The 12,945-nt window shown below is 33.8% G+C and carries 9 protein-coding genes; 4 read left to right on the forward strand and 5 right to left on the reverse strand.

The annotated features are described in order from the left end of the window. The first annotated feature begins 207 nt into the window (after nucleotides 1–207). Genes AAON49_RS03490 through AAON49_RS03505 form a run of 4 tightly spaced genes read left to right on the forward strand, consistent with a single transcriptional unit; the run spans nucleotide 208 to nucleotide 6,899 of the window. Nucleotides 208–1,833, forward strand: a complete 1,626-nt coding sequence (locus AAON49_RS03490) for an NADH-ubiquinone oxidoreductase-F iron-sulfur binding region domain-containing protein (protein ID WP_349552687.1) — start codon at nucleotides 208–210, stop codon at nucleotides 1,831–1,833. Between the two features lie 6 nt (nucleotides 1,834–1,839). Further along, nucleotides 1,840–4,554, forward strand: a complete 2,715-nt coding sequence (fdhF, locus tag AAON49_RS03495; RefSeq protein WP_349552688.1) for a formate dehydrogenase subunit alpha — start codon at nucleotides 1,840–1,842, stop codon at nucleotides 4,552–4,554. After that, nucleotides 4,541–5,359 carry a formate dehydrogenase accessory sulfurtransferase FdhD gene (gene fdhD / locus AAON49_RS03500; protein ID WP_349552689.1) on the forward strand — a complete coding sequence of 273 codons (819 nt, stop codon included), beginning with the start codon at nucleotides 4,541–4,543 and terminating at the stop codon, nucleotides 5,357–5,359. The genes fdhF and fdhD overlap by 14 nt, the downstream gene beginning before the upstream one ends. Before the next feature lie 4 nt (nucleotides 5,360–5,363). Continuing rightward, on the forward strand, nucleotides 5,364–6,899 hold the full coding sequence (locus AAON49_RS03505; RefSeq protein ID WP_349552690.1) for a hypothetical protein: 1,536 nt from the start codon (nucleotides 5,364–5,366) through the stop codon (nucleotides 6,897–6,899). Here the strand turns inward: AAON49_RS03505 and AAON49_RS03510 are convergent, their stop codons facing one another. From AAON49_RS03510 to ilvB, 5 genes are all read right to left on the reverse strand, one after another. Continuing rightward, complete coding sequence (locus AAON49_RS03510) at nucleotides 6,900–7,739, reverse strand: DNA/RNA non-specific endonuclease (RefSeq protein ID WP_349552691.1); 840 nt, start codon at nucleotides 7,737–7,739, stop codon at nucleotides 6,900–6,902. Nucleotides 7,740–7,887: 148 nt separating this feature from the next. After that, nucleotides 7,888–9,150 (reverse strand): threonine ammonia-lyase IlvA, encoded by a 1,263-nt coding sequence (gene ilvA / locus AAON49_RS03515; protein ID WP_349552692.1) that lies wholly within the window; start codon nucleotides 9,148–9,150, stop codon nucleotides 7,888–7,890. Next, complete coding sequence (gene ilvC / locus AAON49_RS03520) at nucleotides 9,151–10,650, reverse strand: ketol-acid reductoisomerase (RefSeq protein ID WP_349552693.1); 1,500 nt, start codon at nucleotides 10,648–10,650, stop codon at nucleotides 9,151–9,153. It lies immediately after the preceding gene. A 10-nt stretch (nucleotides 10,651–10,660) separates the two neighbouring features. Continuing rightward, nucleotides 10,661–11,188, reverse strand: a complete 528-nt coding sequence (gene ilvN, locus AAON49_RS03525) for an acetolactate synthase small subunit (protein WP_349552695.1) — start codon at nucleotides 11,186–11,188, stop codon at nucleotides 10,661–10,663. A gap of 2 nt (nucleotides 11,189–11,190) precedes the next feature. Continuing rightward, a complete protein-coding gene (gene ilvB, locus AAON49_RS03530; RefSeq protein ID WP_349552696.1) occupies nucleotides 11,191–12,924 on the reverse strand; it encodes a biosynthetic-type acetolactate synthase large subunit in 1,734 nt (577 codons plus the stop codon). Nucleotides 12,925–12,945 lie beyond the last annotated feature (21 nt).

Consider the following 12,945-nt stretch of genomic DNA (forward strand, 5'->3'; position numbering starts at 1 on the left):
TTTTTTTTATTAAATTTGGGCAGCAAACTCGCAAGAGTTTACACATTAGTGTTTTATTTTTAGGGGTGTAAAACACTTCAGAAGCCTTGATTCGTTCAAGGCTTTTGTTTTATAGACTCTTTTCTATTTTTTACTACAATTTAGAACCTATATATCTAATTCACTCAATAATTTTCTTAATTTTATCAATTAGATATATTATTAATAATGGCAAACAAAAGCATTCGTTCTTTATCCTCTAGAAAAGAGTTAGATGAAAACTTATTTGAAAACATAGCTACAGCATCTCAAAAAGAAAATTCTAAAGAAGCTCTCCAAGAGTTATCTAAGAAATTTATGGTTGATGATTCTGTTGTTTTAGGAGCTAGTACTTTTTACGATTTTACCAGAGAAGAAAATAAAAATAAAAAGATACATGTATGTAGTGGTACAGCATGTATGGTAGCTAAAACTCAAAGCTCTTTACACAAAAATTTAGAGAGTCATTTTAATGCTGATGAAATAGGACATGCGGCTTGTGTAGGAAGATGTCATACAAACAATGCTTTTATGTATGATGACAAAACTTATAACGCATCTACAAAAGAAGAATTAAAGGCTATTATTAACACAAAAGAATATCAAAACAATGAGTATAGAGTTACCACTAACTCTACTCCTATTCTAACATCTTCAATAGAAGATGTTTCTGTTTTCTATTCTTTGGCTGAAAAACATAAAGACACTCCTCAAAACACTATACAACAACTCAAAACTTCTAATTTAAGAGGTCGTGGAGGAGCTGGTTTTCCTTTTTGGTTCAAACTAGATGCCGTTATTAAAGAAACTAACGAACAAAAATATATTGTTTGTAATGCTGATGAAGGTGATCCAGGAGCATATTCAGATATGTATTTGATGGAGCACCAACCACATAAAGTACTCTTTGGAATGTATATGGCAGGATTAACAGTTGGAGCCAACACTGGAGTCTTATACATTCGTGGTGAATACCCAGATTCTATAAAAATTGTGGGTGATGCAATTACTGAATTAAAAGAAAAAAACTTAATTGGAGATTTTAAATTTAAAATCATTCGCGGTCAAGGATCTTATGTTTGTGGAGAAGAGACAGCCTTATTAAGTTCTATTGAAGGATTAAGACCTGAAGTTAGAGTTCGTCCGCCTTATCCAGCTCAATATGGTTTGTATGGGAAACCAACTCTATTAAGTAATGTAGAAACCTTTGCGAATATTCATTGGATTTTAGAAAATGGTGGTGATGCTTATGCTACTCTAGGAACGAAACAATCAACTGGAACAAAACTAGTTTCTTTAGATAGTTTTTTTAACACTCCAGGAATGTATGAGATAGAAATGGGTACTCCACTACAAACAATTTTTGATGAGTTTGGAGGAGGATTTAAATCAGAAGTAAAAGGGTTACAAATTGGTGGTCCTTTAGGAGGAATTGTTCCCATGCATAAAATCTCTGAGTTAACTCTAGATTTTGAATCATTAGGAAACAATGGCTTTTTATTAGGCCATGCAAGTTTTGTGTCGATTCCTATTGATTTTCCAATGGTAAAATTCTTAGAACACCTCATGGAGTTTACAGCCGATGAATCTTGTGGCAAGTGTTATCCTTGTAGAATTGGATCTCATAGAGGAATGGAAATGCTTCAAAAAGCACAAAAAACGGATTATAAAATAGATAGACAATTATTTGATGATCTATTAGAAACCCTAGAAATAGGTTCGTTATGCGCATTAGGAGGTGGTGTTCCACTTCCCGTAAAAAATGCTTTACAATATTTTCAAGATGAACTGAGTGAATACTTTACTAATAACTAAAATAAGATGACTGCATATATAAATAACGAAGCTTTCGAGTTCCATTCTGGCGAAACTATCTTAGATTTTGTTAGAAGAATTGAAAACAATAGAAATGCAATTCCTACAATGTGTCAAGATGATAGATTGGAGAATTTTGGTTCTTGTAGAGTATGTTCTGTAGAAGTAGCTAGAGAAAAAGACGGTCCAACTAGAACAATGGCTTCCTGTCACACTCCAGTTGGCGAAGGGTTATATATTTATCACAATACAGAAAAAATGCAACGACTGCGTAAAAACATCGTTGAATTAGTCTTAACAGATTATCCTTCCGATAAAGTTTTTCCCGAGAAGAATAAAAAAGCAACTCCATTTCAAGAGACTATTGCGCAAATAGGAATTCCTAATGTTCGCTATCCTGAAGGGTCAAATCATTTAGATATTGAGCCAGATAGGTCGCATCCTTATATCAAATCAGATTTATCACAATGTATCAATTGTTTTCGTTGTGTAAGAGCCTGTGAAGAAATTCAAGGAGAAATGATTTTAGGAATGACAGGTCGTGGATTTGCAACGAATATTATCAAAGGATTCGACACAACATTCGATGAATCCGCCTGTGTATCTTGCGGCGCTTGTGTACAAACTTGTCCAACTGAAGCACTTACTGATAAGTATGAAACAAAAACACTAATCGCTGATAAAACTGTAAGAACCACCTGTACTTATTGCGGTGTAGGTTGTCAATTAGATGTTTCTGTAATTGATGGAGAAATCAAAGGTATTCAAGCTCCTGAAACTGCTGAAGTTAATGAAGGTCATACTTGTTTGAAAGGTCGTTTTGCCTTCGAATTTTACAATCACCCAGATCGTTTACGCGAACCTATGATTAAAAAGAATGGGAAGTTTGAAGTGGTTACATGGGATGAAGCTTATGATTTTATTACCAACAAATTAGTAGAAATTAAAAACAAATACGGAGCAGATGCTATAGGAGGAATTTCTTCTTCTAGAGCTACAAATGAAGAGAATTATTTGATGCAAAAAATGATTCGTGTTGCTGTAGGAACCAATAATATTGATGGGTGTGCGCGTGTTTGCCACGCTCCTACTGCCTACGGAATGCAACAATCTTTTGGTACTGGAGCCGCTACAAATTCTGTAGAAGACTTAAAACAAGCTGACGCTATTTTCTTATTTGGTGCAAACCCTATTAAAGGACACCCTGTAACAGGTGCTAAAATTAAGCAAGCTTTTATGAGAGGTGTTACTTCTATAGTAGTAGATCCTGTTAAAACAAAACTTGCTGATTTAGCAACTTATCACTTACAAATAAGACCCGGAACCAATGTAGCAATACTAAATATGCTTGCGCATTATATAGTAACGGACAATCTTGTAAACGAACACTTTATTGAATCCTATACAGAAAAGTATAACGAATTCAAAAATCATGTTGAAAATTTAGACATGGACGAATTGTCAAAATTAACTGGTGTTTCAAAAGAATTGGTTCAAAAAGCTGCGCATGCATATGCAACTGCTGAAAGAGCTATGGAATTTCATGGTTTAGGAGTTACAGAACATTTCCAAGGAAGTAAAACTGTAATGTTATTATCAAACCTTGCAATGATGACTGGAAATGTAGGTCGTAAAGGAGTTGGATTGAATCCTCTTCGTGGACAAAACAATGTTCAAGGTGCTGCAGATATGGGAGTACAACCACATCAAGGAGCTGGTTATATGGATGTAAACAAGCCCGAGATTCAGCAATATTATGCAGACAAATATGGAATAGAAAAAATGCCCGAACGTGAAGGCTATAAAATTCCTCAAATGCTTGATGCTGCTATTGAAGGTAAGATCAAAGCATTATATATTATGGGTGAAGATACCATCATGACAGATCCTAACACTAATCATAGTATTAAAGCATTTGAAAATTTAGAGTTGATTGTAGTTCAAGAATTATTTATGACTGCTACTTCTGAACTTGCTGATGTTGTATTACCTGCTTCTTCTTATTTTGAAAAAAATGGAACATTTACGAATGGAGAAAGAAGAGTACAGCGAGTAAATAAAGTCATAGAACCTATTGGAAACACAAAACCAGATGGTCAAATTATTATTGATATGATGGCTCGTTTGGGATATGAACAACCTACAGGATTAACCTATGATGCCGCAAACGTAATAGAAGAAATTGCAGATGTAATTCCTTTTATGAAAGGATTATCATGGGAAAGACTTGGGAAAAATGGATTACAATGGCCAATTAAGGAAGATGGAACAGATACAAAAATGTTACACATAGACGGTCAGTTTAAGAAAGGAATTGGAACCTTCCATCATTTTGATTTTGAAGAAACTCCTGAGATAGTAGCTCATGGTCAGAAATTTCCATTTATACTTACAACTGGGAGAGAACTAGAACATTATAATTCTGGCACCATGACTCGTAGAACTGATAATCAGAAAATTTTAGCTAAAGACGTATTAGAAGTAAACCCTAAGGATGCTATTAAAAAAGGAATCCAAGATAACGAGACTGTTAGGATTTTTTCAGATAGAGGTAGTGTAGAAATTCCTATCAAGTACTCTAAAAATGTAAAAAGAGGAGTTCTAAGAACTACTTTCCATCAACCAGAAGTTTTTATCAATATTATTACTGGAAGTGTTGGAGACAAAGAAACTCTTACTCCAGAATATAAAGTTGTTGCTGTAGATTTTGAGCGAATTTAATTCAAAAAACAAGTCTTTTTCTCATTACGACGGGTTTCAAGTTGCCAATGAAAAACATTCAAAGGTTTCGGATGCTATTGTTATTGAAGCTGCACTACAAATCAACATTAATAGTGAATCCTATACCGTTGTCATGAGGACTCCTGGGAATGACTTTGATCTCATACGAGGTTTACTGTATGCCGAAGATATTTATAAAGGAGATAAAAACCTAGCATATGAAACTATTGAAGAACATGATAATGGTTTTTCTATCATTAATGTCAATATCCCTAAAGAAAAACTTGGAAAAGGTTATTTAAACAAACGAACTTTATTATCTGTTTCTTCTTGTGGTATTTGCGGAAAACAAGAGCTTTCTGATATACAACTAGAAGGTGCAATTTTAAAAGAAAAACAATTATTTTCTTTAAAATCGATACAAGAAATGTCGTTAAAAATGGCATCCTTACAGGATACATTTAAACATACTGGTGGTAGTCATGCAGCAGCTATTTTCAATAAAAATTATCAGTTATTATCAATCAGAGAAGATATAGGGAGGCATAATGCTGTAGACAAAGCTATTGGAAATCTAATCCAACAAGGAAATTTAAAAGATTCCTTTTGTATGCTCGTAAGCGGGAGAGTTTCTTATGAAATTGTTTCCAAAGCTTTTTTTGCTAAAATTGGAATAATTATCGCTGTTTCAGCATGCTCTAGTCTGGCTATAGATTATGCAAAAGAATTTGGAATTTGCCTAATAGGTTTTAGTAGAAAAAACAAAGTAACCATTTACGCCAACCCATCAAAAATAGAACATTAATTTTATGAAAAAGTTTATTCTTTGCAACCTTGTTTTGCTTATAACCCAAGGATTATTTTCTCAAGAAGTCACTACAATTCCTAAAAAGAAGACTCAAGAAAGCTTCTTTTCTGCCGACTTCTTATCTGTAGATATGCCTACAAATGATTTAGGCCTTGATGAAGATCATATGGGATTAACTGGAATTCATTACAATCTAAAATTTAAAAATTTCTACACAGGATTGGGAATGTATGGAGTTATAAGAGGAAAAAGAGGTGGTTTCTTTACATTAGGAATTAATGCTGGATATCAATCCTATCTTTCTGAAAAGTTATTTCTTGATACTGGAATTCACTTTGGCGGCGGTGGCGGTGCAGGAGCTCCTGACGGTGGAGGCGCATTTATTTTACCTCATTTAAATTTAGGTTATACGTTCAGAAAAATGTCGTTAACTGCTGGTTACAGTTATATTAATTTCTTTGATGGTGGAAATATTATCGGTCACCAATTAAATGTTGGCCTTCAGTTTCCTTTAACTATCGATCTAGCTTCCATTGAAGATGCAGAAAAAGGGTTTAAAATTGATGATTTCACCTCTTCTGAATGGAATAAAAAAGCAAAAAGAATGTCTTTTATGCTTCATCTAAATAACTTATCTGTAAAGGGAAGTTCAAGAGATACAAAAGGAAATTCTTTAAATGGGAGTACCATACGCCTAGCTGGTTTCGAATTAAACTCTTATCTGAATGAAAAATGGTTCTTTTTTGCAAAATTTGATGGTGCTTATGATGGTATTCCTGCAGGATATATGAACATATTTTTGGGAGGAGGGCATCATTTTTCTTTTAATAAAAATAGAACTAATATTCTTGCGAAGTTTGGTCTTGGTGCTGGTGGCGGAGGTGGAGTTGATTCACAAGGAGGAGTTCTAATCTACCCAGATATATCTTTAGAACAACATATTACAAATAATGTTTATTTGTCTATAAACAAAGGTTTTCTCATGAGTCCAAACTCGTTTTTTGAGACCTCAACTTTTGGAGTTGGTTTGAAGTATTATTCGGATATCAATGGAACTAGCGGAGCTGAGTTTTCTATGGCAAAGTTCAAAGGTTTTGAAGTGATTGTTAAACAAGATGTGTATCACAATGCTGAACGGACTTTAAACCCTACTGAAAACTTATATCAAATCGCATTACAATTAAACTATCATTTGAATAAAAATATCTATGTAGCAGGTCAAACAGCTTTTGCAAATTTTGGGAATGCAGGTGCTTATGCAGAAGGGATAGTAGGATTAGGTTTTCAAACAAATTCTTTTTTCAATAAGAAAATAAATTTATTTGCTCAAGGTTTGATTGGAGGTGCTGGTGGTGGTGATATTAGCACAGGTGAAGGTTTGATTTTTAAACCAAGTGCTGGAATGAATTATTCCATAAATTCTAGTTTTGCGCTAAGAGGGGCTTTAGGGTATGTAAAAGCAAGAGGTGGAAGTCTTAGCAGTCCAATGATAAATTTTGGAGTGAGTTATCGTTTGGCTTTTTTATCCGCCAAATAATTAATTTATAAATTTTAACAACTCTTTATTAGCCTCTAATTTTTCTTGGAGTTCAGGCTTCATTTTGTGATAAAAATCAATACCTGTAACTTTTTCGATACTATCAATAGAGGTTGCAAAATCAAAGTAAGAAGCGGAAGATTTTTTATTATCTAACAAAAAAGCCAATCCACTCATCTTATCTCCTTTGAATCTGATAATGGTTTTATAATAACTTCTGGGAATAGTTACTTTATTTTCCCCAATCGTTCCTAAAGGTTTATTAAAAACAGGTCCGGTAACTACATACAAGGAATCACTTTCTTTAGACCAATCTAACACTTGAGCTTCTAATTTTTTCCAGATTCCTCTATTAAATCCTGGTAGCTGCGGACTCATATTACTCATAAAAAAACTTGCGTTCATTGCTTCTTTACTGTAAGACATAGCTTTAGATGGAGCTAAATGGCCTCTATCATACCCAGAACCTTTGTAGTCTTTTAATGTAGCAGATCCGTCCTCAACAAGTGGATCGATTCTAAAGTTATCTCTTCTTTTTACTCTCAAACTATCATCAAGCGGATATAGCGTATAAGCCACCCAATCTGCTTGTTCATGTTTGTTGTTATAGGATAAAGTATAAAAAGGTCTAGAAACAATTTGATTTCCAATATTTGAGGGCAAATCAAAAGCTACAAATTCAACTTCTTCTAGAGAATTTTCATCTATTTCTTCTATGTTTGATTTTGTTAGGCTACCATCAAGAGGTACTTCTTCAGACTCCCAAGAGAAATATAGAACTAAAGTAATTGCTAATAAAACTAAAATGACTAAAAAAGAGTTTCTACTACTAGATTTCATTTAATTAAATATAGTTCAGGAATTTAAAGAAAATATTTGAAACTAGTATGCAGAAAAATGCATTCCAGTTTGCGTATTTATGCAAAAACAAAGCTCTACTATTTTTAGCAGAGCTTTGTAACGCATTTTTAGATATAACCTAATAGGTTTATATTAAAAATTCAAACAAATCCGGTTTGTCATTTAAATACTCTCCAAAAAACTTACGTTCTTTCATTCTATCTATTAAAGGTTGTAAATCTTCCTTATTTTCTAATTCAATACCAACCACAGCTGGTCCATTTTCTCTGCTTGTCTTTTTAGAGTATTCAAAAAAAGTAATGTCATCATTTTCTCCTAAAACATCCATCAAAAACTCTTTTAAAGCTCCTGATCTCTGAGGAAATCGAATGATAAAATAATGTTTTAACCCTTTGTATAATAAAGCTCTTTCTTTTATCTCTGGTGTTCTAGTAATATCGTTATTACTACCACTAATAATACAAGCTACATTTTTTCCTTGTATGTCTTCTTTATAAGAATCTAAAGCTGCAAGTGTTAATGCGCCTGCTGGTTCTACAACAATGGCATCTTTATTATACATTTCTAAAATGGTCTGACATACTTTTCCTTCAGGAACAGTAATCATATCATCTAAGAACTCTTTACAAATTTCATAAGTCAAAGTTCCTACTTGCTGAACAGCTGCACCATCAACAAATTTGTCGATTTTAGATAATCTTGTAGATTTTTGTTTTTCTAGCGCAACTTTCATAGAAGGAGCTCCTTCAGGTTCAACTCCAATAATTTTTGTCTTAGGTGAGACTAATTTAAAAACACTTGATAATCCTGATGCCAATCCTCCTCCTCCAACGGGGACAAAAACATAGTCTAACGCTTCAGAACTTTGTTCTATAATCTCTAATCCAACTGTAGCTTGTCCTTCAATAATTTTTTCATCATCAAAAGGATGTACAAAGACTTTATCGTATTGATTACAATACATTTTTGCAAAATTGAAAGCATCATCAAATGTATCACCTGTCAATTGGATGTCTACAAAATCTCCTCCAAACATTTTTACTTGTTCAACTTTTTGTTTAGGTGTTGGTGCCGGCATAAAAATTGTTCCTTTAATTTTCTCTTTATAACATGCTAAAGCTACACCTTGTGCATGATTACCGGCACTTGCACAAACAATTCCATTTTGCAATTCTTCCTCTGTTAATGAACTAATCTTATTATAAGCTCCTCTAATTTTATAAGAACGAACTTGTTGTAAGTCTTCTCTTTTTAAATAAATATGAGACGAAAACAATTTTGAATACCTGTCACTTTTCGCAAAAGGTGTTTGCAAAACAACATCACTTAGTGTAGCTTGGGCAGATTGAATAGATTCTAATCTTGGATAATATGTGACTTTAGTATTCATTTATACCAAAACTGCTTCTTCTTTTACAGCTGTTTTAATAGCTTTCATGGCTGTCATTGCTCCTCTCAATCTCTTTCCTACTTCTTCAATATGATGATTTCTTATCGCCTCATTAATCTCAATTAATTCAACATTATCAACCTCATTTGAACTCTCAAAAGACTCTCCAATGATATTTATATCAACAGTTTTCATAAATTCTGTCAATAATGGTTTGCATGCGTGATCAAAAAGGTAACATCCGTATTCTGCTGTGTCTGAAATCACACGATTCATCTCATACAATTTCTTCCTAGCTATTGTATTTGCAATTAAAGGAAGCTCGTGTAAAGATTCGTAGTACGCAGAATCTTCAATAATGCCTGCGCTAACCATGGTCTCAAAAGCCAACTCTACTCCTGCTTTTACAAAAGCAACCATAAGAACTCCGTGATCAAAATATTCTTGTTCTGAAATTTCATCATGAGTTAATGATGTTTTTTCAAAAGCTGTTTCACCAGTGGCTTCTCTCCATGTTAATAAATTTTTATCGTCGTTAGCCCAATCTTCCATCATGGTTTGAGAAAAATGTCCTGAAATAATATCATCCATATGTTTCTCGAACAATGGCTTCATAATTGACTTTAACTCTTCTGATAAGTGGTAAGCTTTTATCTTAGCTGGATTAGACAAACGATCCATCATGTTGGTAATTCCTCCATGTTTTAAGGCTTCTGTAATTGTTTCCCATCCATACTGGATTAATTTTGCTGCGTAATTAGGATTGATTCCTTTTTCAACCATCTTATCAAAACACAAAATAGATCCAGTTTGTAGAACTCCACATAAAATGGTTTGTTCTCCCATCAAATCAGATTTTACTTCAGCAACAAAAGAAGATTCTAAAACTCCAGCCCTATGACCTCCTGTGGCTGCTGCATAAGCTTTTGCTTGTGCCCAACCTTTGTTCTCCGGATCATTTTCTGGGTGAACAGCAATAAGCGTTGGCACGCCAAAACCTCTTTTATATTCTTCTCTCACTTCTGTTCCAGGGCATTTTGGTGCTACCATGATAACAGTTAAATCCTCTCTAATTTTAGTTCCTTCTTCTACAATGTTAAACCCGTGAGAATACGAAAGTGTCGCCCCTTTTTTCATTAAAGGCATTACAGAATTTACAACATTGGTATGCTGTTTATCTGGAGTTAGGTTTAATACAAGGTCTGCAGTTGGAATCAACTCTTCGTAAGTTCCTACAGTAAAACCATGTTCGGTAGCATTTTTAAAGGAAGCTCTTTGTTCTTGAATTGCAGCTTGACGCAAAGCGTAAGAGATATCTAATCCAGAGTCTCTCATATTTAACCCTTGATTTAATCCTTGTGCTCCACAACCAACAATTACAATTTTTTTTCCTAGTAAAGCTTCAACTCCACTTTCAAATTCTGAAGATTCCATGAATCTACATTTTCCTAATTGTTCTAACTGATCTCTTAATGTTAGTGTATTAAAATAATTTGCCATTTTTATTGTCTTAATTAAATGCTTCAAGCATTTGTGAGATTTTCATTTCGTTTTTGGTTACTGCAATTCTTCCTGAACGAACAAATTGCATAAAACCGTAAGTATTTAATTGATTGTATAGTTTTTCTATTTCTCCTTTTGTGCCTGACTTTTCAAGTACAAAAAAACTTTTATTGACTTCTACGATTCTTGCCTTACTATCTTTGATAACATTCTGAATTTCATCTTCGTTGAAGAGTAAATCTGAACTCATTTTAAACATGCAAGATTCTTGATAAACAGTTTCTTCATCTGTATGATAATAGGCTTTAATTACTTCAACTTGTTTTTCAATCTGACCAATGATCTTTTTGATTTGTTCTTCAGTAACCTTTACAACTATCGTAAAGCGAGAAACTCCTTTGATTTCTGAGGCAGATGTATTAATGCTTTCTACATTGATATGCCTTCTTTGAAAAATTGCCGAGATTCTATTTAGTAATCCCACATTGTTTTCTGTGTAAATTGAAACCGTAAATAGTTTATTTTCTTGTCCCATAATTATTCTAATCTTATATCTGAAACTGAGGCTCCTGAGGGAACCATTGGAAATACATTGTCTTCTTTTTCTACACATACTTCTAGAAAGTATGCTTCTTCGCTTGCCATCATTTCAGCAACCGCTTCTTTTAATTCTGATCTTTTTGTTACTCTTTTTGCAGGTAAATGATACCCTTTTGCGATTGTAACAAAATCAGGGTTAGTCATTTCTGTAGATGCATATCTTTTATCAAAAAATAACTGTTGCCACTGACGTACCATTCCAAGAAACTCGTTATTAAGTACTACTACTTTTACAGGCACTTTTGTTTGAAAAATAGTTCCTAATTCTTGGATGGTCATTTGATATCCTCCATCACCAGCGATAGCAACTACATCTCTTTCTGGTGCAGCCATTTTAGCTCCAATTGCAGCTGGTAAAGCAAATCCCATTGTTCCTAATCCGCCTGAGGTAATATTACTTTTTGTAACGTTAAAGTCTGCATATCTACAAGCAATCATTTGATGTTGACCTACATCTGATACAATAGCTGCTTTTCCTTCACTTTGAATATTAATTTCCTTTAATACCTCACCCATGGTTAAACCTTCTTTGGTTGGGTATAAATCTTTTTTAATGACCTTTTCGAATTCGATTTGATATAGATCTTTAAATTCTTGATGCCAGTCTGGGTAAGAATTTGATTTTATTAATGGTAATAATTCTTGAAGACTTTCTTTAGCATTTCCTAGAACTGCTATGTCTGCTTTCACATTTTTATCGATCTCAGCTGGATCTATTTCAAAATGAATAACTTTTGCTTGTTTAGCATAGGTTTCTAATTTTCCTGTGACACGATCATCAAAACGCATTCCTATTGCAATCAACACATCACATTCGTTAGTCAATTTATTAGGCGCATAGTTACCATGCATTCCAACCATTCCAACATTAAGAGGGTGTGAACTTGGTATTGCAGAAGCTCCTAAGATGGTCCAAGCAGCTGGAATTCCCGCCTTTTCTATCAACTCTTTTAACTCATTTTCTGCTTCACCTAGAATTACTCCTTGACCCCAAACTATTAGAGGTTTTTTTGCTTTATTGATTAGATCTGCTGCTTCGGATACTTTGTTGATATCAACTTCAGGTGTAGGTTTATAACTTCTTACTCCTTTACATTTTTCATAGTGAAAATCTAATTCACCAAACTGAGCATCTTTTGTAATATCTATTAAAACCGGCCCTGGTCTTCCGCTCTTAGCTATGTAGAATGCTTTAGCTATAACTTCAGGAATCTCTGAGGCTTTGGTAATTTGATGGTTCCATTTTGTTACTGGTGTAGAAATACCTACAATATCTGTTTCTTGAAAAGCATCGCTTCCTAATAAATGAGATGGAACCTGACCTGTGATACATACCATAGGAGTTGAATCGATTTGTGCATCTGCAATTCCCGTAATTAGATTAGTTGCTCCGGGTCCAGAAGTAGCGATGGCTACTCCTACTTTTCCTGAAATTCGTGCATATCCTTGAGCAGCGTGTGTTGCTCCTTGCTCATGTCTTGTTAATACATGATGTAACTTATCTTGATATTTATACAACTCATCATACACTGGCATAATAGCTCCTCCGGGATATCCGTATAAAGTATCAACTCCTTCTTCCAACAAACATTTAATGACTGCTTCACTTCCTGTGATACGTTCTGTAACTATTTGTGTACTTTTTTCAATAGTATTTGTTGCTGTTTTCATATAGTTAAGATTTAAAGAGTA

The sequence above is a fragment of the Pseudotenacibaculum sp. MALMAid0570 genome, assembly GCF_040151415.1.
GTDB lineage: Bacteria > Bacteroidota > Bacteroidia > Flavobacteriales > Flavobacteriaceae > Polaribacter.